Origin of the sequence: Halobacteriovorax sp. ZH5_bin.2 (assembly GCF_043196375.1) — a bacterium.
GTDB lineage: Bacteria > Bdellovibrionota > Bacteriovoracia > Bacteriovoracales > Bacteriovoracaceae > Halobacteriovorax_A.
The window spans coordinates 117,586-141,079 of record NZ_JBEBMJ010000003.1; the positions used below are offsets into that span (position 1 = coordinate 117,586).

Annotated in this window: 25 protein-coding genes and 1 tRNA gene; 15 read left to right on the plus strand and 11 right to left on the minus strand. The window is 35.6% G+C overall.

Annotation, left to right across the window (positions count from 1 at the left end; translation table 11 throughout):
• Both ABMA76_RS09025 and ABMA76_RS09030 read left to right on the plus strand, forming a co-directional pair.
• Positions 1-675: a hypothetical protein gene (locus ABMA76_RS09025; protein WP_392909826.1), complete on the plus strand. Its 675-nt coding sequence runs from the start codon at positions 1-3 to the stop codon at positions 673-675.
• Entirely contained in the window at positions 672-1,739 is a 1,068-nt protein-coding gene (locus ABMA76_RS09030; protein ID WP_392909828.1) for a DegT/DnrJ/EryC1/StrS family aminotransferase, read from the plus strand. Before ABMA76_RS09025 ends, ABMA76_RS09030 begins: the two co-directional genes overlap by 4 nt.
• Here the strand turns inward: ABMA76_RS09030 and ABMA76_RS09035 are convergent.
• From ABMA76_RS09035 to ABMA76_RS09050, 4 genes are read right to left on the minus strand one after another with little or no spacing between them, the layout of a single operon-like run.
• Positions 1,732-2,397: a PIG-L deacetylase family protein gene (locus ABMA76_RS09035; protein ID WP_392909830.1), complete on the minus strand. Its 666-nt coding sequence runs from the start codon at positions 2,395-2,397 to the stop codon at positions 1,732-1,734. The two genes, ABMA76_RS09030 and ABMA76_RS09035, sit on opposite strands and share 8 nt — an antisense overlap.
• Positions 2,394-3,308, minus strand: coding sequence for a radical SAM protein (locus ABMA76_RS09040; protein WP_392909832.1), 915 nt, complete (start codon positions 3,306-3,308; stop codon positions 2,394-2,396). Before ABMA76_RS09040 ends, ABMA76_RS09035 begins: the two co-directional genes overlap by 4 nt.
• Positions 3,305-3,877, minus strand: coding sequence for a polysaccharide deacetylase family protein (locus tag ABMA76_RS09045; RefSeq protein ID WP_392909834.1), 573 nt, complete (start codon positions 3,875-3,877; stop codon positions 3,305-3,307). The genes ABMA76_RS09040 and ABMA76_RS09045 overlap by 4 nt, the downstream gene beginning before the upstream one ends.
• Complete coding sequence (locus tag ABMA76_RS09050; protein ID WP_392909836.1) at positions 3,874-4,839, minus strand: NAD-dependent epimerase/dehydratase family protein; 966 nt, start codon at positions 4,837-4,839, stop codon at positions 3,874-3,876. Before ABMA76_RS09050 ends, ABMA76_RS09045 begins: the two co-directional genes overlap by 4 nt.
• A 105-nt stretch (positions 4,840-4,944) precedes the next feature.
• Between ABMA76_RS09050 and ABMA76_RS09055 the strand changes: the two genes are divergently transcribed.
• On the plus strand, positions 4,945-6,666 hold the full coding sequence (locus tag ABMA76_RS09055) for a tail fiber domain-containing protein (RefSeq protein WP_392909838.1): 1,722 nt from the start codon (positions 4,945-4,947) through the stop codon (positions 6,664-6,666).
• 4 nt (positions 6,667-6,670) lie between these two features.
• Complete coding sequence (locus ABMA76_RS09060; protein ID WP_392909840.1) at positions 6,671-7,864, plus strand: nucleotide sugar dehydrogenase; 1,194 nt, start codon at positions 6,671-6,673, stop codon at positions 7,862-7,864.
• Here ABMA76_RS09060 and ABMA76_RS09065 read toward each other — a convergent pair.
• Complete coding sequence (locus tag ABMA76_RS09065; protein ID WP_392909842.1) at positions 7,861-8,463, minus strand: radical SAM protein; 603 nt, start codon at positions 8,461-8,463, stop codon at positions 7,861-7,863. The two genes, ABMA76_RS09060 and ABMA76_RS09065, sit on opposite strands and share 4 nt — an antisense overlap.
• Before the next feature lie 124 nt (positions 8,464-8,587).
• Between ABMA76_RS09065 and ABMA76_RS09070 the strand changes: the two genes are divergently transcribed.
• Entirely contained in the window at positions 8,588-10,132 is a 1,545-nt protein-coding gene (locus ABMA76_RS09070) for a GNAT family N-acetyltransferase (RefSeq protein WP_392909844.1), read from the plus strand.
• 24 nt (positions 10,133-10,156) lie between these two features.
• On the opposite strand, the gene ABMA76_RS09075 is transcribed toward ABMA76_RS09070, so the two are convergent.
• A complete protein-coding gene (locus tag ABMA76_RS09075; protein ID WP_393061421.1) occupies positions 10,157-11,749 on the minus strand; it encodes a GMC oxidoreductase in 1,593 nt (530 codons plus the stop codon).
• 175 nt (positions 11,750-11,924) lie between these two features.
• On the opposite strand from ABMA76_RS09075, the gene ABMA76_RS09080 reads away from it, so the two are divergent.
• The gene (locus ABMA76_RS09080; RefSeq protein ID WP_392857778.1) at positions 11,925-12,209 is read left to right on the plus strand and encodes a hypothetical protein; all 285 of its coding nucleotides are present in this window, start codon (positions 11,925-11,927) and stop codon (positions 12,207-12,209) included.
• On the opposite strand, the gene ABMA76_RS09085 is transcribed toward ABMA76_RS09080, so the two are convergent.
• Positions 12,206-13,063, minus strand: coding sequence for a hypothetical protein (locus ABMA76_RS09085; RefSeq protein ID WP_393061423.1), 858 nt, complete (start codon positions 13,061-13,063; stop codon positions 12,206-12,208). The two genes, ABMA76_RS09080 and ABMA76_RS09085, sit on opposite strands and share 4 nt — an antisense overlap.
• A 1,036-nt stretch (positions 13,064-14,099) precedes the next feature.
• Here ABMA76_RS09085 and ABMA76_RS09090 point away from each other — a divergent pair.
• Positions 14,100-14,624: a GNAT family N-acetyltransferase gene (locus ABMA76_RS09090; protein WP_392909852.1), complete on the plus strand. Its 525-nt coding sequence runs from the start codon at positions 14,100-14,102 to the stop codon at positions 14,622-14,624.
• 229 nt (positions 14,625-14,853) lie between these two features.
• Here ABMA76_RS09090 and ABMA76_RS09095 read toward each other — a convergent pair.
• Positions 14,854-14,930 (minus strand) — tRNA-Ile (locus ABMA76_RS09095).
• Positions 14,931-15,063: 133 nt separating this feature from the next.
• On the opposite strand from ABMA76_RS09095, the gene dapF reads away from it, so the two are divergent.
• The 4 genes from dapF to ABMA76_RS09115 are packed head-to-tail and all read left to right on the plus strand — an operon-like array spanning position 15,064 to position 17,551.
• Entirely contained in the window at positions 15,064-15,852 is a 789-nt protein-coding gene (dapF, locus tag ABMA76_RS09100; RefSeq protein WP_392909854.1) for a diaminopimelate epimerase, read from the plus strand.
• Positions 15,845-16,234, plus strand: coding sequence for a hypothetical protein (locus ABMA76_RS09105; protein ID WP_392909856.1), 390 nt, complete (start codon positions 15,845-15,847; stop codon positions 16,232-16,234). The genes dapF and ABMA76_RS09105 overlap by 8 nt, the downstream gene beginning before the upstream one ends.
• Positions 16,234-17,019: a TlyA family RNA methyltransferase gene (locus tag ABMA76_RS09110; protein ID WP_393061425.1), complete on the plus strand. Its 786-nt coding sequence runs from the start codon at positions 16,234-16,236 to the stop codon at positions 17,017-17,019. The genes ABMA76_RS09105 and ABMA76_RS09110 overlap by 1 nt, the downstream gene beginning before the upstream one ends.
• A gap of 1 nt (position 17,020) precedes the next feature.
• Positions 17,021-17,551, plus strand: coding sequence for a TIGR00730 family Rossman fold protein (locus tag ABMA76_RS09115; RefSeq protein ID WP_392909860.1), 531 nt, complete (start codon positions 17,021-17,023; stop codon positions 17,549-17,551).
• Positions 17,552-17,567: 16 nt separating this feature from the next.
• Here the strand turns inward: ABMA76_RS09115 and ABMA76_RS09120 are convergent, their stop codons facing one another.
• A complete protein-coding gene (locus tag ABMA76_RS09120) occupies positions 17,568-18,410 on the minus strand; it encodes a hypothetical protein (RefSeq protein ID WP_392909862.1) in 843 nt (280 codons plus the stop codon).
• Positions 18,411-18,615: 205 nt separating this feature from the next.
• On the opposite strand from ABMA76_RS09120, the gene ABMA76_RS09125 reads away from it, so the two are divergent.
• Positions 18,616-19,410 carry a transglycosylase domain-containing protein gene (locus ABMA76_RS09125; RefSeq protein ID WP_392909864.1) on the plus strand — a complete coding sequence of 265 codons (795 nt, stop codon included), beginning with the start codon at positions 18,616-18,618 and terminating at the stop codon, positions 19,408-19,410.
• Entirely contained in the window at positions 19,400-20,005 is a 606-nt protein-coding gene (locus ABMA76_RS09130) for a hypothetical protein (RefSeq protein ID WP_393061427.1), read from the plus strand. Before ABMA76_RS09125 ends, ABMA76_RS09130 begins: the two co-directional genes overlap by 11 nt.
• 46 nt (positions 20,006-20,051) lie before the next feature.
• Here the strand turns inward: ABMA76_RS09130 and ABMA76_RS09135 are convergent, their stop codons facing one another.
• Complete coding sequence (locus ABMA76_RS09135; protein ID WP_392909868.1) at positions 20,052-20,396, minus strand: hypothetical protein; 345 nt, start codon at positions 20,394-20,396, stop codon at positions 20,052-20,054.
• Between the two features lie 317 nt (positions 20,397-20,713).
• Entirely contained in the window at positions 20,714-22,303 is a 1,590-nt protein-coding gene (locus ABMA76_RS09140; protein ID WP_392909870.1) for a cache domain-containing protein, read from the minus strand.
• 176 nt (positions 22,304-22,479) lie between these two features.
• On the opposite strand from ABMA76_RS09140, the gene ABMA76_RS09145 reads away from it, so the two are divergent.
• Positions 22,480-22,677, plus strand: a complete 198-nt coding sequence (locus tag ABMA76_RS09145; RefSeq protein WP_392909872.1) for a hypothetical protein — start codon at positions 22,480-22,482, stop codon at positions 22,675-22,677.
• A gap of 241 nt (positions 22,678-22,918) precedes the next feature.
• On the plus strand, positions 22,919-23,389 hold the full coding sequence (locus ABMA76_RS09150) for a fimbrial protein (protein ID WP_392909874.1): 471 nt from the start codon (positions 22,919-22,921) through the stop codon (positions 23,387-23,389).
• Positions 23,390-23,494 lie beyond the last annotated feature (105 nt).

The window sequence follows — 23,494 nt, forward strand, 5'->3', positions numbered from 1 at the left end:
ATGGATATTGAAAAAATCTTACGTGAAAAAAAAATTCAATTCCTTCATGAAGTCCATGGAAAGCTTAAAGATGACTTTAATATCGATGTGAAGTTAGGAACTGGATTTAGTAAAAGTAAGATTTTTTATGCAGTCCCTATTGGTAATCGTAAATATGTCTACAAGCCAGCTCTTGAGTATTTAGTTACAGGTTCTCCGGATATTGACCGTAAATTAGATTTTACGTTTGAAGAGCTGTTACAAAAATATCGCGACTTAATAGGGAGGAAAACAATTTTACCAACACTTTTTGAAGAATCGGAAAATTTTCTAGTTTTTGAGTATTACCGTGAAGAAGATGGTTGGTTTAAGATGGATGACATAAAGAAAAAAGATGCTACCGTTATTGTTGAACTTACGAAGAATATGTGGGGGAAGAGTAAAAGAGTTCTATTTCCTTTCTATAATCAACTTTATTCAAAAATATATAAACACGTTGTTACGGGCGAAATTAAAATCGTTGATTTGAAATATGTCGAAATTCAAAAACGAAGACCTATCTTTATTTATATAAGAGACTATAACTTGAATAATCTTTATTACTTAGAAAAAAATTACAATCCATTTTTTAACGTTAAAGATGTATTGAGTCGCGAATACCCTGTTGATGAAGCAATTGAGGAGCATTTATATTGAAGAAAGTACCGTTTTTTAAACCATCGATTGGTTTAGATCTCAAATATAAATTAGAAGAAGTTCTAGATTCTGGTATGTGGACAGGTGGTCAGGTCGTTGAAGATGTAGAGCTTAAGATAAAATCTAAATTTAACTTTCCAAACTTCTTATGTACAAGTAGCGGGACATCGGCGTTTGAGGTTATTCTTGATGTTCTTCTCGAAAAATCACCATCAAGTATTGTTGTACCAGTTAATACTTTCGTGACAACTGCTGAAGTTCCGAGGCGGTTGGGGCATAATGTAATATTTTGTGATGTAGACGAGCTAACAGGTATGATTAGTATTGATAGTCTTAAAGATATATTACAAGCTCATACCGTTGATGCCGTTATTCCTGTTTCAATTGGTGGCTTCTTATATGAGAGAGAAAAACTAGTTGATCTAAAAGAAAAATTTGGATTTAAAATTATAGAAGATTTTGCACAGCTCATTTATCGGTCTTGTTACGATAGTCGAATTGATGCATCTTTTTTTAGCTTTTATCCAAATAAAATTCTTTCGACTCCAGATGGAGGAGGAATCGTTTTCTCTGACTCAAGGCATGTTGAAAAAGCAAAAAAATATCGCTTGCATGGTATTGAAAAAACGAATGATAGTTATGATGTGGGCCATTTGGGAAGAAAGGCCAATATGACTAATATTGTTGCTACAATTCTAAACGACCAGGTTAATTTACTAAATTCAAAAATACAAAATAGAAAAAAAGTACATCAGTGCTATTTAGATTTGTTAGATAATGACTTTGTTAAATGTAGAGTGTTATCACATGAAATGATACCTTCATTATTTATTATTCACGTAAATGAGCGCAATAATTTACAAAGGTACTTGAGTGAACATGGTGTTCAATCATCAATTCATTTCAAACCACTTCATATGCACACATATTGGAATAATGATAGAAACTATTATGGTGCTGAAAGGTATTATAGCACAACACTAAGTCTGCCCTTTTACGAAAGCCTAACTAGAGATGAAATTAGATATATTTCTGATCTTATTAAAAGTTTTTATTCTAATTGATAATTCTTTCAATATAAAAACTTTCTGCTATTTGTAATCCACACTTACTCCCTTCTAGCTTTGCATGTAGTTCGATACATTCAGTTGATCTCGGATGTGGAAAGCTTTTGATTTCACTAGCGTAAGCACTTAAGGCATTTTTTTTTATATTTAGGTCTTCATCAGATATTGTATTGAAATAATTTTTTGAAGATCTTTGTATTAGTGAAGATTGATATTCGACACTTGAGGGTATATCAAAGGAAAATATATTAGGTGTGCGTAAATTTGGCAGAGGACGAAATAATGTAAGAACTAGCTGGTTTACTATTCTGTGGTCAACATTCAAATCATTACTTGAATGTGTATACACAATATCATATTGATTTTTGCCAATTACTTCTTGTGATTTTTTTATGATTTCTAAAAGGGGATATCTATCGAGTTGATTATCTTTAAAAGTCAGCATGGTAACTGAATCAATATTCAGTATTTTTGAGGATTTATCGAGTTCTTCTCTTCTTTTTTTTATCGACTTACCATCTTGTGAGGATGTACTTTCTGTGAGAACAATCAAGTGCACTAAGTCCTTGTCTCTTTTGTGTTTTGCTATAGTTGCACCACAACCTAGAACTTCATCGTCAGCATGTGCCACCACAACTAATATGTTTTTTCTCATACCTTATCCTTTTTAAATTCCCAGTAGTCATCACATTCACAATAATTAAAAGGGCAGTTGATTGCATTCGTTTTAAAGTCACAAGTCAAAATATGTTTTTTTATACCTTTACATGCATATGAAACCATTGCGTCATAATGAATAATAAAAGCGTTGATTGCACACCGCCATCCTTTTAGTGCATGTAATTCATTATTAAGAAATTCTGGCTTAGTCAGTATTTTTTCTCCTGATATAGTCTCGATGCTTACCGTCTCTTTATTTTTAAGTTCTTTTATTTTTTGCTCACAATGAATAATAAATTCATTTATTTCTTCTTGATAGGCGATGTAGCGTGTCACGCTATCTTCCTTCTTGTGTAATCGAATGGGATTAAGGGTGTGTGTACTCGCTTGAGAGAGTGCAAAAAGATTCTTAAATACTTCTTTAGACTTATTAAGATGGTCGATTTCGTTGGTGATTAGAAATGCCGTGTCTGTACGATAAACTTTTGCAAGACTTTCGAGTTTTTCAATGAATGATTTATTTGGATATTCAGGATGGTAGCTTGCGGTGATTTTAACTTTTGGTGAAGGCGTTATCTTTACCCAGAAGTTTAACGGTTTTACAAGATTTGTTACAATTCTAATTTCTTTTAGTTTATCGATTTCAATTAATTTGTTTAATATTTCAATGAAGTCCGGATGTAAAGTTGGCTCTCCACCAATAAGGTTGATTATAAATTCTTCTTCAATTTGTTGTAGTTTTTTTAAAACAATCTTCCCTAAGGTTGTATAATTCGTATCACTCTGAAAAGGTTTGTAATAACAGTATGAGCAATCATACTGGCAATGTGAGACCATTTCCCAGTTTATATTGATACAGGTGTTATCTTTACCAATCCTAAAGACTTCTTCAGTTTTATATTTCATCGTTTTCTCAGTTCTTCAATTGCGATACGTTCTTTTCCAAAGAAATTTCTTATACCTTCCTTTTTTAATATTTCTTTATATAGGGGAGCTTCGTAGTTATAAGGGAAACAAAAGCTATCAACTCTTATGCCTTCACGTTGGAATGTTTCTAACATTTTATTTGTGTCATTCTTTAGGTGCTCGTAGACCATTCTAAGATCTTTACTTTCCCTTAAATCTTTATGTTCATGAGAATGACCACCTATGAAACAATTTGGACTTTGGGCTATCTCCCTTATCTGATCCCAGTTCATGTATGCTGTAGTGTTACCTGTAGTGAAGAAGTTCTTGTGGGCAATACTACAGGCGATGACTTTATTTTCTTGCTCCATGAATATAGGATTTACTATATTAGTTGATACAAAGAAGTATTTTTCCGTTTTAAAATTTAGAAAATGTTTTAGATGTTTGTATTGTGTATATAGTCCATCATCAAATGTAATTATAAATTGAGATAAGTCTAGGCTTAACATCCAGTCATGGACTTCATGAATCATTACAATTGGTTTACTTCTCGTTCTAATGCTCATGTTTCACTTTTAAAGCTTAAAATGATGTCATCAACAGTAAGCTTAGGACTGTATGCTGTTTTTAGTTTTGTTATATCTGGAGACCTTCTGTAGATGTCTTTGGATTCTTTTGAATACTCCTCGTCATATTTCTTAAAAACAATTTTCGCATCAGGACGAATATGTTCTTTTACTTTTTTAGCAAGTTCATAGATTGATAATTTGTTCTGATCATTACCTATATTTACGATTTCATTCTCAAATAAGTTATCATCTATTATTCTTTCTATGGCATTAGAAAAGTCAATGACATGACAAAATGCTCTGGTTTGCGTTCCTTCGCCATAAACGAAAATCGTGCCTTTTTCACTTGCATCCTTCACCATCTTTGGAATGACCATTCCTTGCTCTGCAGATTGAGATTTTCCAGTTACGTTAAAAAGTCTCAATATCGTATGAGGAATATTGTAACTTCTAATGAGAAATTCAGTCATAAGTTTATTACAGGCATAACCCCATCTAAGAATATTGGGAGGGCCAATAATGAGCTCTTGAGTTTCTTTACAGTCATCTTGATTTCCGTAAACTTCTGAAGAAGATGCAAAGAAGGTCCTCGTCTTGTTCTTTGCAAGCATTGGTAAAAGTGTCATGTTGACTTTATATTCCTGTATTATACTTTTTTGTGGATTTTTATCGATACTTTTCACTCCAACTGAAGCAGCAAAATGAAAGAAGTATGCTGTATCTGTAAGCTCATTTGAAAGCCATTTCATTTCTTCTTTTGTCATCGCTGAAAGGTCGATTTTTTTGTATATTATTTGGCCACTTATTTTTGATATTCTGTTTATTTTTTGTTTATCAATATCAACTTTGTCGATAATGACAATTTTAAATTTGTGAAAGAATTTCTTGGCAATTGTGCTCCCTAGGAAGCCAAGACCACCAGTTATGATGATTTTCTCTGTCGTCATATTTTCAACCATTTGTACTCTTACAATCTGTTGGTAAAATTATTTAGTTATTAATAATGCATTAGACGCTAAATATGTTTATAATTATAACATAGTACATTTAAATGGGATGTCTCAATGAGAAATAAAAAGAATTTTAATCAATTTGGTTTCACACTAGTGGAGATTATGGTTGCAGCAGGCCTTCTTGGTGTTCTGTCTGTTGCCGTTGTTAATATTATTGGAAATATTAATAAGACTTCAAAAAGAGCAACTCAGATTTTTAACATTCAACAAGAAAGACAAAGGCTGGCAAGACTTCTTTCTGACCCTGAGGCATGTATGAATACTCTAGGTAATTTAGATCTTGGTTCAAACTCAAGTGCACCTAAGCAGTTTTGGTCAGTTGTTACTGTTAATAATATTAAAAATTCTGATGATAATACGATTTATTCAATCGGTGATGAAATCGGACAAGGTGCTGATACGATTACTGTTGATAATGTAAGAATAAGAAGGCCTCGTGATGCAAGTAACAATCCTACAGGTAATTTAGTTGAATATAGCGTCGGGACAGAAGAGTACACAAAAATTGAAGTAACATTAGAGGCATATTTTAAAAAAGGTCGAGCAGCTACATCAGCTGCTGCCGTTAAACAAAACACAATCGGAGCAGCAGTAAGTCGTGCAACAGTACCACTTCAAGTTGTTGTCCATCGAAGTGGAGCTAATGAAGGACGAATCTTCTCATGTTTTGGGGATGCTGACCAATTCCTAAATAATGCCTGTGAGGCCCTAGGGGGAACGATTGATGTTGATGGTGACTGTAAGGATTTGAAAATTAGAACGATCCAAACAACACCGGCCACTAATACTACGAATGCAGCTACTATTGGAGATACTTACTCAGCTCAAATAACAAATGATAATGGACAAAATGCACCATTAAAAGTGACTCTGGGGGGGGCCGAATATCTGTCGATCGATGAAGATACAATTCAAACAAAAGGGAAACCTCTAAATCTTAACCCATGGGGACGAGTTGAAATTGGTCAAGACAATCCGTCTGCTCCTGAAAACTCTAATGCAGGTTGGACATCAAGTGCTAATCCAGGCAGTCCTCTCTTAAAGCTCCAGGATTACACTTCGTCATACGGTAGAAGTTCAATATCTTTTGATACAAGATCGATACAGGGGACGAGAAATGGTGGAGCGAACATTATTATGTTAAATCCATATGGTGGTACTATAACGGTTGGTACATCTCCAATCCTTGCTGCTGGTTCTGCATCTTTAGACGTTTATGGAGACGGTGTATTCAGAAGAAATGTCGCTTTTAATAATGGTACATCTTATGATGTGAATTTTAATAGTAATAGAACGTACTTCAGGCAAGGGGCGACTCTAAGTGCTAACAAGACACTTACTGTTGATACAGGTGCAAATATTAGGATGAATGGAACTTCATATATAAACTTCCAAGGAACTTCTTATATGAATTTTGCTTCAGATAGAAGATATAAGCACGATATCGTAGAGCTTGAAAATGTACTTGAAAAATTTAGCGAAATTAGAGGTGTTGAATTCGTTTGGAATGCAAATAATAGAAGAGATATTGGTTATATCGCTCAAGAAATTGAAAAGGTATTTCCGGAAGTTGTATCGACAGATGAAAATGGTATGAAGAGTGTGCAGTACACAAAAATGCCTGCAGTAAATACAGCGGCTATTAAGGAGCTTAAGCGTGAGAATGATGAGCTGAAGTTTAGAGTTAATCTTCTTATGAAAGCTCTTTGTAATGGAGAGGATGCTTATAAGTATGAAGAGGTTTGCTCAATTCCTGTAGCACCTTTAGAATAATGAAATGAAAAATACAACTCTTGCCATTATTGGCGTCGGATATGTGGGAATCAACTTAGCTGTTAGGTTCCCACAATTCTTTAAAACATTGGCCTTTGACATTGATAAAGAAAAGATTGATTCCTTGAAGAATGGAGTCGATTTATCTGAACAATTCTCGACCAAAGAGATCATAGATTGTGGGTGTTTATTCACTTCGGATATAGAGATGTTAGCGGATGTAAATTACTACCTTATAACCGTTCCTACGCCATTAGATACTTATAATAAACCAGATCAAAGTCGTGTTCTTGAAGCTGTAGAAAGCCTAAGAAATTACCTGTGTTCAGGAGACACTATTATTATTGAATCTACTGTCATGCCTGAAACAACAAAATCAATTAGAAAGCTAATTGGTAGAGATGACATATATTTTGCCTTTTCTCCAGAACGTGTTAGTCCTAATGACAAATTTATGAAATTTGAAGAGATTGTTAAGGTTGTCTCATGTGAGTCGCTGAATAAGTTAAGAGATTTAGAATTTATCTATAATAAGATATTTAAAAGAGTCGAATTAAGCCGTGACATTGAGGCCAGTGAGTTTGCAAAGCTTATTGAAAATACTTCTCGAGACATAAATATTGCAATGATGAATGAGTTCTATCAAGGTGCTCTGAAGAAGGGAATCGATTTCAATGAAGCAGTTAGACTTGCAAGGACTAAGTGGAATTTTCCAAATGTGAGTAAAGGTCTTGTTGGGGGGCATTGCATTAGTATAGACCCTCGTTATTTGTCGACCTATCTTGAGTCTGATAATGATTCAATTATCCTTAAAGCACGTCAAATAAATGATTCAATGGTTAACTCTTTAGAGGAGAGGATACTAGCGATGAGTAAAAATGATGACAGGGTTTTATTGCTTGGGAAAACTTATAAGAAAAATTGTAATGATACACGTGATTCAAGAGCACTAGAGTTATATGAAAAGCTAAAGGTTCGTCTTGATCGAGTTATCGACTCTTTTGATCCATATATTGATAAAGCTAAGAATATATCAGACTATAGAGATTACGACTTAGTGGTTACTTTAGTTGCACACGAGGAATTTACATATTTAGAAAAAGAATGGTGTATAATCCTTAAACCAAGTGGAGCAATTTTTGACTTTGCACAAGTTGTCTCTGATGTCTTGGAAGAACAATTTAAAATTTATTACTAAATTAGATTACAATCACAGTGATAGCGAAACAGCGTTTCAAAGCTATCTTCACTAATTCTGTGCTTGTTTCTCATAAAAAGTTTAAAGGCGTCACCACGGTTTAGAGTTTGACCATGTTTTGAGTTACATGAAAGCTTAAATGAAAGGTGTGAATACTTGTCTAGAAAATCATCTACCATATGATGATTATCGTTTGTCACGATAATTACATAAGTAAACTGTTCTTCATCCATATTTGGATATTCGATTTCTTGATCAAGGTTCTCTACACAGTGATATAATACTTCATCAACATATTTTAGGTACTTATCGCCATACCTTTTAATAAACAATCCATTTGTAAATACATCAATAGTACAATTTAGCTTTACGAGATGTTGAAAAACCTTTTCCATCGTTACGGGGTCGATAAGGCCTGGTTCACCACCACTTAGGCTAACTTGTGCCCCTTCTGTTACAGAATAGATCTTACCTAAGAGCATCTCTTTGCTAATAGGAGAAGTTTTATTACGCTTATGTGTATCAATAATACAGTAAGAACAATCCCAGTTACAGTTGTATGTAGTAATGATAGTGAATTCATCACGCTTTGCCGTCATGCTCTAATTATAACATGGTCCAAAATTGTGAAAAAGCTTTATTTTATCTAAAGATTTTAGCTACTTAATAGAGTCTTGTAAGCGGCAATATTACTGCTAAAATAGATATATCAAGGATGACTAAATGACGAAAAAAGCAAAAGAAGTGAAGCTTGAGGTAAGGCTTTCAAACCTAAAAGATATAGATGGGATTCATGCATTAGTTGCTCGGTCTTATACTGGCTTTCCTGATGACTACACCAAAGGGATGATTCGCGGGCAGATTACAAATTATCCTGAAGGAAATTTTGTTGCCACACTTAATGGAAAGATAGTGGGCTATTCTGCAAGTATTCTACTTCCTGAAAAAACAGTTTTTAAAAAGCATACATGGGCAAGTATCACAGGACGAGGTTATGGTTCCACTCATGACGAGGATGGTGACTACCTCTATGGATATGAGACTTGTGTTGACCCCTCTATTCGAGGACATCGTATCGGTCAACGTCTATATAATGCCAGAAAAAGACTTGTTAAGTACGAACGCTTAAAAGGGATTGTCTTTGTTGGCCGAATTCCAAGTTTGCACCGCCGTATCAAACAAGTTGATAGTGTCGAAGATTATATTGAAAAAGTAAAAGAAAAGAAGATAAGAGATACGACTCTTGGTTTTCAGCTCCGAAATGGTTTTGAAGTTTTAGGTGTTCTTGAAAAATATCTTCCTACTGATAAAGAGTCGATGGGCTATGGTGTCCATTTGATATGGAAAAATACAGAGTACCAAGCTCAAGAAAGTAAAAAAGATCGTCCTGTTCAACAGAACTCAGTCCGAGTTGTTAGTGTACAATATCAACAACGTGGAATTTCTAGTTTTAAAGAGTTTGAAGACCTTGTTGAATACTATGTTGATGTAACGGCAGACTATCGTGCTGACTTCGTTCTATTTCCTGAGTTATTTACGATGCAGCTATTATCAATTAAAAACGAAGAAGTTGAAGCTAACGTTGCAATTGAACATATGACTGCATACACTGAGGATGTTAAGGCCCTCTTTCAACGTCTTGCTGTAAAATATAATGTAAATATTATTGCTGGATCGCACCCTACGAAAGTAGGAGAGCGTGTCCATAATATCAGCTATATTTGTCTCCGAGATGGGCAAATCCACGAACAAGCAAAAATTCACCCAACTCCTGATGAACAATACTGGTGGAATATTGAAGGTGGTGATGAGGTTAAGGTTATCGATACTGACTGTGGCCCAATTGGTGTCTTGATCTGTTACGATAGTGAGTTCCCTGAACTTACAAGACACCTTGCAAATCAAGGTATTAATATTCTTTTCGTTCCTTTCTTAACTGATAACCGACAAGCTTATTGTCGCGTGAAATATTGTTGTCAGGCCCGTGCAATTGAAAATCAAATCTATGTGGCCATGGCAGGAAATGTTGGAAACTTACCAAGAGTAAATAATGTCGATATTCAATATGCTCAAAGTTGTATTTTAACTCCTTGTGATTTTCCATTTGCGAAAGATGGAATTGCAGCTGATACTACTCCAAATGTGGAAATGGTTGCTATTGCAGACCTTAGAATAGATACACTCTTAGAAGCTAGACAAAATGGTGCTGTTAAGAACTTAAAAGATCGTAGACATGATTTATATTCGGTCGTTTGGCATGGAAAGTAGGTGGCCCTTTTGGCCACCTAAGTCTTAATTATTTTTGGCAGGAATTTTACTCATTCCGTATTCTGTAATTGCTGTAATTGAAAGAGATGGATTTACCCCTGGATTGGCAGAAATCATTGATCCATCAAAGACATACATATTTTCGTAATTAAAAATTTTATTATTTTTATCAATGACGCCTTCATTCTCTGTCTCTCCCATGCAGGCTCCCCCAAGAATATGCGCCGTCGAAGGAATACCCGTTAATGTTTCAGTAAACATAACCATTGGTTTCCCATCAATGATCTCACAATATTTTTTTGCCATTTGATGAGCTGTTTGTATAAATGCAGTTGGGGCTTCACCTTTTGAAAGAACTGACTTCATTCCAAAAATACCCTTCGTAAATTTTAACGTACTATCAAGGTGCTGCATAAAGAGATGGATATTCGTTTGTTTTGCGAAGTCTTTTACGGTCAAAACTTTAAACCACTTAATTGGATCTTTGAAAGGTTCTATTGCAAGTTTAATCATTCTTAAAAAGAAGTTTGGCTCCGATATCATCGGAACCATAAGAACTCGCCAGAAGCCTGAGCCCTTACCATAGCGTGTTGGTTCAAGGTGCGAGTGTTCATCAATGTCAATGATTGAACCAATGGCCACGCCTTTGGTCATATCAATATCTTTCTTATATGTTGTATTTAAAATAAGTGCTTCGTTATTTGTGCGTATTGTATCACCTAGAGCTGGTGATAATTTAGGAAGTGTTGTTTTCTTTAAATCAAGTAGTAAGTTAATCGTTCCTAGAACACCGGCACTAAAGATAACACCATTGGCCTTTAGCGTTCTTGTCTTTCCAAAATACTTTGTCGATTCTTTTAAAGTTACTTCGTAACCAGTTTTTCCGTTAGCTCCATCTATTGGGGAAACATGTGTTACTTTATTTTCTGGAAGTATATCGACACCAAGCTGTCTAGCGAGGTAGAGATAATTCTTGTCGAGAGTATTCTTTGCATTATAACGGCATCCCGTCATACAGGCTCCACATGAAATACAACCTGAGCGAGTAGGCCCTTTACCGTCGAAGTAAGGATCAGCAACTTCAACACCTTCTTTGCCTTCTTCTCCAAAGTAGACAGAAACTTTCGTTGAGTCGTAATATTTTTCACGGCCAATATTTTTCGCAAGTTCAAGCATTGTGTGATCTGCATCGCCATGGTGTCTTGTTTTCTCTGCACCAAGCATTTTCCAAGCTAGATCATAATATGGAGAAAGTTCTTCTTCCCAATTATTTAAGTCCTTCCATGGTCCATGATTAAAAAATTGTGACTTCGGTTTTGGAAGTGTATTTGCGTAGACAAGAGAGCCGCCACCAACACCAACGCCACTTAAAACTGAAATATGCTTAAAGAAAGTTAGTTGTTGGATACCGAAGAACTTCAACTGAGGAAGCCACATCCACCTTGGAAGATTCCAATTAGTTTTTGGAAATTTTGTTGTATCAGAGAAGTCTTTCCCTTTTTCAACGACTAGGACGCTATATCCTTTTTCAGCAAGTCTAAGTGCTGAAACCGAACCGCCAAAACCTGATCCAATAATAATATAATCGTAACTTTCCTTGATTTTTGTATTTGGCATATATCCCTCAAATCTTTTGAATACTCACAATTATACATAAGGATTTCAATATGTTGAGTAGTTGAATGTTAATTATTGATTAGAGTTATCTTGAAAATCCTTGTTTTATTAAGGGCTTAGTAAATGTCGTGAGGGCCTAGTAAGGTGGTATAATAGAGAAGATTTTGGAGGATTTATGAAAGCAACAATCACATTCTTAGTACTGGCCATGACGACGTCTTCTGTCTTTGCCAAGGGAAGACCACTTCTTAGATGCCCTAAGCAGGGGAACAAGGTTATTATTTGTCACGTGCCTCCAGGAAACCCAGATAAGGCCAAGGAAATTACAATCAATAAGAACTCTGTCCAAGACCACTTAGATCACGGAGACTATGCTGGCTACTGTGAAAACACACAGTATGCTGATAAGAAAGAGATGTGTGGAATCTGTGACGTGGATATCGATCCTACATGTAGCTAGTCGTCGTAGGTATTAAACTCATCAACTGCATCATATAATTCATTTAAAAAATTATCTTCTGAATAATAGGTGTCATAATGACCGTATGCGACGGCGACACCTTTTTTTGTACTTTTAATAATATGACTAACAAGGAATGGTATCTCATCTCCGTCCATTTCCTCAACGATTACAGCTGCTCCTCCAGAGGCCCCACCGTAAGCAGAGCAATCTTCGAAGTAAATATAGTTTTCAGAACTTTCATCCCTATATTCTCTATACTTACAGTCTTCATCGTATGTTAACTTCTTTCCTTTTGCTCCTAGGCCCGTGTCGCTCGAATGCCCGGCAAATGTAATAAGAATACCATCTTCCTTGGCAAAATCAGCATCTCCAATAATTAGTGGCGGAATATCTTTATATGAAATTAGTTCATCTAAAATGAGAATCGCTCTATCTTCGTAGAGATCGCCACTCTTATGAATCTTTGCTTCTCTTTTGATTTTTCTGCCATCATTGGTTGTGAAGGTAATATAAATCGGTTTTCCACTTTCAATATATTCATCAATACAGTGAAAGGCCGTCGAGGCTACTCTTGAATTTTCGTCGAGATCATTTCCAATGAGATTTGCTGAGCAGTGATTATTAAGTTTTCCAACTGCCGCTAGCCATTTAGGTGAGCTTGCTGTTCTTTCTTTTCGATCATCGCCTACGTGAGGAGTGTCGTGGATATATCTGACAATATCTTCAACTTGGCCTGCAAGCTTAAGGATCTTATCTAAGTCTGGTGAGGCACTATTATTGTATTCGCACTCTTCAGCATAAGTCATAAATGTAAACGAAAGGATTACTAGAATCCTTAGCAAGCTTTTCATATTTCCCCAAATATCCTCAAAGATAACAAAGCCTTAACTTCTTAAGCACTTATCGTAATTTGTTAAAAAGAATTTAGTTATGGGGTACGCGCCACCTTTTCGTGAATTAAATAAGTTAGAGAAATAATTCTTTTTAGGATTGAGAATAATAGATTTTGTATTAGTTACTCCTAATTAAGCATGTGTTAATTTATTAGCTTTATTTATATTGACTTAGAATTTCAATTCTTCTTGGTATGTATAAGTATCTTAGGGTGTTTAAATATCTAAAATCTCGAAAAGGTGGCGCGTACCGTTTACTAAGCGAACACCATCGAACATATTCTCTAAAACGTGTGATCCTCGGGTAGGTCCTTGTTATGATCAAATCTTCCCTAATGGTGCAACTTTAGTTAAGGCGAAAGCGCATGAAAGCTCAGATAGTCGTTCGTGGGCCTATCAAATTATTGATAAGTAGAATAATGTCGTATGCTACAGCTTTCGTGATTCAATTAGTTATGTACCTATGAATAAAGACTAGAAAATAGCTTTTATTAAAAAAATATTTGAAGAGTAACAAAAGCTTTTTCATAGCTTAGTGGAAATAGTTTTTGCCAAACAATCTGTGGTGGGACATTAATTTCACTTTATGAACTATGTGTCCATAACTCATATGTTATTAAATATATTTAAATATCAATTAAAACCTCAGTTGAAACTGTAGCTTCCATAAAAAAGAAGGGCGATATCTCGCCCTTCCCGAGTTATAACTTGCTCAGTATAATCAATATATTAACCAAGCAAATCACTAACTCTACGTACAATAAAAAACCTCCATGATTTCTCCCTATGAGTGCTCATCATTGAGCGGAAGAAAGGACTTTTTATTGACAGCTATCGTATGTTATAATTTCTTTAGATCCTTCCCGATGAAGGCTCTACGTACAATAAAGAAGCCTCTGTTTATCAGGGGCTTTTTTGTATGCAAGTGGAAGATGTTCTCAGTCGTATCTATGTGTATGATTTGATTAGCTTAAATAGAGTGGAGAAACAAATTATGAATATTACGATTGAAAAAATTGATCCAAATAATGAACTACAGGCAGAAGCTTATTGCTCATGGCTTGCAGATGAACTAGTTGTCAATAACTGGTTCCTTCAAAACGACGATGAAGATTTCACCGTCTCTTTTTCTATAAATGACTTTAAAAAAGCATTTTCTAAAGAGGATAAAGTAGCATTTATAATTAAGGATGATTTTGACTACTTTGGATACGGATCGTTTTTTATAAATCACCCTGCTGGAATGTATAAAGAAGGTCGCGTTTGTTGGCCAAGTCTGGCCATAGGAAAATCATCTCATCGCGGAAAAGGATTATCGAAACATATTTTTTCCGAAATCAGAAAACTAGCAATTCGTGAAGGATGCACTCATGTTGAAGCTGGTATCTTTGATTTTAATGAGGCCATAAGAGCAAACCTTATAAAAATGGGATTTAAACTTATCGGAAGAAGAGAGAATCTTACATTTGTTGATGGAAAGTGGTGGGGATCTGAGCATTATTTAATAGAGTTGAAATAGCTTTAGATTCACTTTTTCTCTTTAGTGTGACAACCCTTCGGGTGGTCCCTGCGTTCAAGAAATAGATAAATAGAAAATTGTATTGTGCTCGACTTGGTCGCTCTCGGCCATCCTTGGCCTCCGCGACATACCTACATCCTGTAGGCAAACTTGTGAAACACAATTTTCAATGGACTTATATAACCCTCAATAACAAAAAAGGCCGACGCGAGGTCGACCTTTTTTATTATGGTGGGACATACAAGACTTGAACTTGTGACCACCCGGTTATGAGCCGGGGGCTCTAACCAACTGAGCTAATGTCCCATAAGTTGGTAATTTGAAATATAAATTTAACTAAGATTTGGTAATCTGGCTACAAAATTTTGCTATGTGGCAGTGGTGCGATGTGTAATTGGCGACAGTAGTCAAATTCGCAAAACAATGAAATGATAGACCCATGACAAAGTTTAGTAAGTATAGCTCAAATGGAAATGACTTCATTCTTATTGATAATCGTGATGGGAAGCAGGAAGTTAGTAACACTGAGAAGTGGCAGCAATTGTGTCAACGCTGCTTTGGAATTGGAGCCGACGGAGTTGTTTTCTTAGAAAGTAGTGACAAGTATGACTTTCATATGCGCTACCTAAATGCTGATGGCAATGAAGAGAGTATGTGTGGAAACGCGACTCGTGCTATCACTGACTTCTATCGCCGTACAACTGGGACAAAGAATACAGACTTTAAATTTACTACGGGAAGTGGGCTCTACTCTTCTGGAATTGAAGGTGATGTCATTTGGGTTCATATGACCGTCATTAAAGATGCTGATCTATACGATCTCACTAATAAGTATGAAGACGCTCAGGATTCGTACTATATTAATACTGGTGTTGAACACAGTGTGTTTATGGTCTATGACGCTCAAGAGGTAGATGTCGATACAGTAGGAAGACGTGTTCGTTTTGACGAAGACTTTCCTCGTGGCTCGAACGCTAACTTTATCAATCAAATTGATGAAGGTGAGTGGCGTATTCGAACATATGAACGTGGAGTTGAGGCCGAGACCTTTGCTTGTGGAACGGGAAATGTCGCCGCAGCCTGCATGCTCTGGGATAAAGAATACGAACATAGAGACGAAATAGAATTTCTAACAAATGGTGGTATACTATTTGTCAAAAGAGTCGATGGCTTCATCTATCTTGGTGGCCAGACAAAACTTGTCTATACTGGTGAATTTAATGATTAAAAAGTTTTTATTACTTTTCCTTTTAGGTCTAAATACATATGCCACAATCTTTGTGGAAGTTGTGATGACACATGAAAAGGACTTCGAGGGTCAAACAATTCTTATGAGTGAACTCCACTTTATTGAAAATATTCAACCAGAGAAGATGAGTCGCTTTGTTATGAAGAGTAAAATTGATCTACTTTTAAGTGGTCAATTTGTTGATAGCCAAGAGATCTATGGCCCAGGTGCCATGGTGAAAATTGAGGGGAGAGTTCTTTCAAAAACCCTCTCAAAAAGCTTTGAACTAAACCTAAAGCTCGGAACTGAAGGGGATGTTGTCTTCAGTGAACCGGAGCTAGGACAGAAAACAAAAATTAAAATCAAACCAGTAGTTCATTAATGTCTGAAGAAAATTTTGAAAGATTAGATAAGAAACTCGTCGAGCTTGGCCTCGTTACGACTCGTAGTCGTGCCCAGCAAGTAATTGGAGATGGTAAAGTTACTGTCGCAGGTAAAGTAATCACAAAAACCTCATATAAAGTTTCAAGCAGTGATGACATTCAACTAAATGAGAGTAGTGAAGAAGTTGGCCGAGGCTTCCATAAGATCGCTGGAGCACTTGAGGCGTTTGATGTTGTCATTGCAGATAAATTGGTTGCAGATGTTGGTGCCAGTACAGGTGGTTTTACTCAATTTTGTCTAAACCATGGTGCCTCAAAAGTTTTTGCCATTGATGTTGGTCACGGGCAATTGGCATCAAGCCTAGTTAGTGATGTAAGAGTCGTAAATCTTGAAGGGACAAATGTACGGGAGCTGCACAAATTAGATGAAGCAGTTGATCTGTGCGTTGTGGATCTTTCATTTATTTCGTTAAATTTAATTTGGAAGAACCTTATTGATATTAGTAGAGACGATGCTGAAATGATCGTTCTTTTCAAGCCTCAGTTTGAAGTTGGAAGAGATGGTATTGGTAAGAAGGGAATTGTAAAAGATAGAAGTTATGTTCTAAGGGCCGTTGAAGAAATGAAGATTCAATGTGAGGCCATGGGACTTGGAATTCTTGGTTTTAAGCCTTGTGTAATTAAAGGTCGCAAGAGTGGAAATCAAGAATACTTTTTATATTTAAAGAAGAACGCTAAATCTCTTCTTTCATTAGAAGATTTGAATATTGAAGTTGGAGAGTAATATGAGAGTATGTGTATTTTGTGGGTCATCAAGTGGAAGGGGCGAAACATATTTAAACTACGCAAAAGATCTAGGTGAGAAACTTGTGGGAAATGGCCACTACCTTGTCTATGGTGGTGCTTCAATTGGTGTCATGGGGATGATTGCAGATACGATGCTTGCTAAAGATGGGCATGTTATCGGTGTTATGCCAAAGTCACTAATTGATTGGGAAGTCGGGCATCAAGGTCTGACTGAGTTCATCGAAGTCGATACAATGCATACTCGCAAAGAGAGAATGTATGAACTCTCAGATGTTTTTGTTACTTATCCAGGTGGCTTTGGAACTCTTGATGAGTTATTTGAAATTACGACGTGGGCGCAACTTCAATACCATAAGAAGCCAATCTATTTAGTTAATGTAAACGGCTACTTTGACCACTTAATTAAGCATATTGAAAATTCAGTTGCTGAGGGATTTATCTCGAAAGAGCACTTCGAATTGATTACGATCTTAAATTCAAATGAAGAGTTAATGGAGAGGATCAATTAAGATCCTCTCATATATTTTATTCTTGTAGAATAATATAAATATTTGGTTCGTCGATTTCAATTTTATCATTTTCAAATCTTTCAAGCTCTTTGAAAATGGTACGACGAACATTAAATAGGCCTGCCTTTGCCTTATCAATTCTAATATTGATAATCTTGTTAGCGAGGTCATAAGAAGAGCGTCCTTCGAACTTAACCTTAATTCCCTTTGAAACATTTCCTTTTAGGTGACCGCTAAACTTTCCACCACGAATATTAAGTTTTAGATCATCAACTTCAACAGCACTACCAAGTGTTTCATATTCATTTGTTAAGTTATAGAAACTTCTCTCGCTACTTTGAAAATAGGCACTTCCTACATTTAGACTTAGAAAGTTAAAACAGTTTTGAAGGAGCTGCTCATACTCATTTCCTTCACGACTTTGCTTTTGACACTCAAGACGAGTTCCTGATAGTCGAGTAGAAAAACCTTCACCACTTGCTTGGACTTGATTTAAACTAAGTGCGATGTTTGAGTTGTCATTATTATAATTAATATTTGATATTCCAATTTTATCAGCATCATTAATCTGGAGAGTTGAAAGATCGAGTTCGAACGACTCATTATCTACTGAAAAGATAAGCGTCCCACCGTAATTTTCTACTTCGAGATTTGGATTGATAAATTCTCCAAAACCTTCAATTGAAATTTCTTTACTAGTTCCTGTCCCTTTAGGACTTGTATAATTAGCATTTAACTGGCCAATTTTCCCAATTGGAAATGCCGGTTTTTCGTTAAGCTCATTGGCGTGGGCCGTGGAAATATTGGCGAACATTAGGCAATACGATGCCGCAATCATTTGACATGACTTCTTCAACATAAACAACTCCGTTTGATTGTGTGTGGTTACAAACAAAATCGGGTTAAAGTCGCTCTTTACGTAGGTTTTGTGCTGATCTGATAAAAAATGGTAAATAATGCCGCTTTAGTGAGTTGTAAGTATTTGAATCTAGGTTGGTGAACGTAATACCTGTTGAGTTTGATAGACTATTCAAGAGTCGGCTTTTTGTGTTAAAGTGCGCTAAATGTTCAAGAAAATTACGTTACTATTTATCATCTCACTCTTTGTCATAGCAGGTTATGTGCTATCGCGTGTGCCTGTTCTTAATATTAATAAACTGGCCGAAGGCTATGTGAAGACTTCTATAAAAGATAAAAGTGTTTCGTATTTGGTTACAACTAAGAGGCCACGTAATTGGGCCTATCTAAGTGGAATGCCCAAGCATGTTTACTATGCCTTTATTGTTAGTGAAGACTGGTCATTCTATGAACATCAAGGCGTTGATTTTAGACAGATTTATCATGCAATAAAAGATCATTTAAACGGAGAGAAACTTAGAGGGGCGAGTACCATCTCTCAACAACTAGCAAAGAATCTCTACACTAAAAGTGAAAGAAGTCTGGAGCGTAAAGTTTTTGAGCTCTTTACAACAATGTACTTAGAAGAGAAGTTAACAAAGGATCGAATCCTTGAAACTTATTTAAATATAATTGAATTTGGCAAAGGCCTCTATGGTATTAAGAATGCTAGCTGGTTCTACTTTAAGAAGCGTCCTGCTGACCTAAATCCAAAGGAATCTGCTTTCCTGGCCATGTTACTTCCTAATCCCAAGGTTTACTCACAATCATTTCGAGATAAGAAGTTAACAGAGTATGCGTCAGCTACAGTGAACTCCATATTAAGAAAAATGAAAGTGACCAAGGCCATAAGTGAAGAAGAAATGTTGGCCTTTCAAAAAGAACACCTCTCCTTTGAAGAAGTAAAAAGAAGTGAAGGTGGAAGTAAGCTAATACTAGAAGAGGAATTCTTTGAGCTATAAAGATGCCTTAGAGCAAGTATATTCGAATACGGGCCTGGCCCATGCTAAGAAGCGAAGAGAGCTTCTTGTCGAGCAAATGTTTGCTAATGAAGCTTCTGGCCTTGATTGTCTAAGTTGTACCGGACGTTGCTGTACATATGAAGCAAACTCAATGCAGATGACATCAATTGAAGCATTGGAAGCAATGGCCGTCCTTGAAGAAAAGAATCTTTTAAATGATGAAACGAAGAAAAGGTTAGAAGATTGTATTTCTGAATTTCGTCTTGATAAGTATATTCAAATCGGGCCAGGTGAGTATTTTAGAAAGTCCTACACATGTCCTTTTTATTTCTATCCAAGTTTTGGTTGTGGACTTGGTGTCGATCATAAACCTTATGGTTGTATTGCCTTTAATCCATGTGAGGCGAATCAAGAAGATGGTGGAAATTGTCAAAGTGATTTAGATATTCAAGAAAAGCGAAATCTTCAATTTGAAAAAACAGAAGATCTCGCAGACAAATATTTATATGATCAATATAAAGTTTCTCTATTAAAAGAACCGATCCCAATTAAGCTACTCGAAATTTGGAAAAAGGTTTATTCCGAAAAATTATAACGTAATCCCATTACTATTGTTTTAAAATTAAAATCGAAAAAAAAACTTATATGTTGTTCAAAATAAGATCTGAGAGTGGTTTGGGAAGAATATTGTTAGGAACTTTCATGATAATATGACCACCTTCTTTGTTTTGAAATTTACCAAAGCTATCATCAAAACGAAATTCTGCGTTTTCAAAAGTACGCACATTAATTTCATTACCATTGACGTGATCAACGAATGATGACTCAAACTTAAGTTTCTCTAAAGACAACTCTTCATTCAAGATAAAGAACCAGTGATAAATTTTTGCCTTTTCCGTATCGTCAGGCAACCCTAGCCTTTTAACTTCAATAACAGATACATTCTCATTCATAAAATAAAATAATGTTTCAAATTTTTTTTCCATAAAAGTATTTTACTTTGCTTAAAGACGAAGAGTAAAGAAATTGACGGGGATATATGGTTAAGAATCAGACTAGGAAATTTATACGGTCAGATGAAGTATTTGGGAATGTTCAAAAAGAAGTATAAGAATGAATTGCTATAAAAAAGAAAGAAGAAGTGAATATAAGAATACTGAAACACATCACCTAACCGATATAAATCCTAAATCTGTAACTATAATACTAAATTTGTATCTATTGTCAAATAAAAGTTTGAATAGTGAAACAGTTGGGTGAGAATGAGTAGGGCATAGGCCCTACTCACTAAGGTTATTTATGGTTAGGCAGCTTTATCACCACCGACGAGGTCGATAACTAATTTGACGATATCGTCGAGATTGTCTGCCTGGCCTTTGAGGTTTGCGGCCGAGCGAGATGCCTCTTGTGCAGAATTATTATTTTGAATTGTTGTTTCATCAATGAGCCTGATTGCATTTGTAATTTCATTTACACCTTGGGTTTGTTCGTTACATGCACTTGCAATCTCAGTAATTTTTCCATTTACGTTTTGTACATTGTATACAATTTTATCAAGTACTTCCTTACACTGTCCGGCCTTCTGCCTTCCAGCTTCAACAGTTTTTGAACTGCTTTGAATAACTTCATTTACCATTGCAGTTGTTCCTGAAACAATTGCTTCGACATTCTTGATTGATTCATCAATGAGTACTTTGATTTCATCAGATGCGGCTCCTGACATTGAAGCGAGTGATCCAATCTCCTCAGCGACAACAGCAAAACCTTTACCGCTTTCACCCGATCTAGCAGCTTCAACAGAAGCATTGAAAGAAAGAAGCTTAGTTTGAAAAACAATGTCATTAATAACTTTAGTCTTATCTTCAATTTCTTTAATGATATTTAAGATCTCTTGAACTTGGTTATTACTACTTTCCATTTTCTTCATTGCATCTGTGTTGCTATTTGAAATATTCTCAATAGCGTAAAGCATTTCATCGATAGTGCGTTTTCCATTTTGTACTTCGTACTCAGACTGCTCACCTGACTTTTTAGAGTCCTCAGCGAACTCAGTATTTCTTCGTATCATTGAAGATATTTCATCAACTGAAGCAACTGTTTCTTGAAGAGACGCAGCCTGCTCATTAGTTGCAGCAGATAATTGAGTTGATGTGTTATATGTTACCTTGGAACCGTTAGCGACTTGTAGTGAAGTTTCTTTAAGTTGATTTGCCATTGTTAGAAGAGGATTTGATACACTTGTTTTTAAAACGAAAGCAAATAATGCACCAATAACAATAAGGCCGATAAAACCGAACATTGCTTGGTTTAGAAAGACGCTAAAAATATAATCATTAACGTCGTCAACATAGATACCTGTACCAAGTACCCATCCCCATGGTTTATATAATTCAACATAAGAGTACTTTTCAACAAACTTATTACTGTCATGCTTGCTATTCCAGATATAGTTCACAAAACCTTTGTCTTGTTTTTTTACGAGTGCAACAACGTCATTAAAGAGTGGTTTACCTGCCTTGTCGACAAAAGTCTTAACACTTTTTCCTCTTAAGCTTTCACTAGGATGAACGATCATTCTTGGCTCAAGGTCATTGATCCAAACATAGTCATCCATATTACGTCCATAGCGAATACTTGCAATGTAATGTTTTGTGATCTCTTTGGCTTCCTTTAATGTATATTCACCAGCTTCAACTTTTTCGTTCATCGACTCAAGAAAGTGATAAGCAGTCTTAGTCACATCCTCAATTTGATTTTTCTTTTCCTGTAATAGCGCAGACTTTGTTGAGCTATAAGAGTAGGCAATAAAGATTGAAGTGAAGATAACAAATGGTATGAGGGCCATCAGAATTATCTTCGTGTTTAAACTTAGACTTTTCACTAACGCTTTCATAATTCTCCTGAGTTTCTATACAATTTCTAAAGATTCTTGCTATAACTTCGGTAAAAGAAATGTATTTGTTAGTGATGTTAATCAGTTTTTAGGCTCGTTTTGCTAACAATTTTGTAAGTTTGAAACGAAATTTGTTACAATTTATCTAAGCAAAACTAATCTTGATGAGAAAATAAATGAAGTTACTTTCAACTAAAATATTTCCTCTCATAGGCCTTGTTGTCTCTGGGATCTATCTTCTAAATCCGACCGCTGGAATTATCGAATTAATTCCAGATAATATTCCCTATATTGGCAATCTCGATGAAGCAGGGGCCGTGATTCTGTTTCTATCTTGTTTAAAGATACTTCGCACTCAAAAAGAAAGAGAGTAATTTTCTTAGTTTCCTAATCAGCAAAATCAAAGGTAAAATTATAATGTGAACATCTTTGTAATTAGACAAAGATCTTTACACTTTTGTACCTAAAATTGATCAAAAAATGACACTTGATTAATTTATAGACAGATAATGGAGATGTATCTAATCGAAATCTTGTGACTACTGGTGGCATGATTGTTGCAGTAATTTCAGTATGTTTAAGAGTTAATCTCTAATTAATATATAGGAGCAAATTATGAAAATTGTTAAAGGTTTATTCATCTCTTCACTCGTTATGGTTTCAACTGCTTACGCGGCAACAACTGGAACTCTTGTTTTAAAAGGGCAAGTTCCTGCACTATTGTCAATTAGTGTTACACCAGAGGCCGTTGCATCTGCTCTTCCTCTAGACACTACTCAAGTGGACTCTAAAGTTGCTACTGTAAACGAGGTTTCAAACTCAAATAGTGGTTATACTGTTTCTTTTAGTTCAGCAAACCAAGGAAAGCTAGTTCACAATTCAGTTGCATCATCGTCAATCGACTATGCATTAAGCTATGATGGAAATGCTGTTGATTTATCAACTACTGATGTATTCACATTCCCGTCTGCGGCAAGTGTGAATGTCGATAAGGATTTAGCAATTTCTTATACTGGTGTCGATCACCAAAACCTTATTCAAGGTGAGTACGCTGATACGGTTACTTTAACGATTGCAGCTAATTAATACTTAAGTTTTTTAGTCAGACATCCGATAGGCAGAGTAATGAAATGCTTTACTCTGCCTTTTTTATTTGTCACCTCCCTTCTTTCACTCAGTGTTTACGCGAGT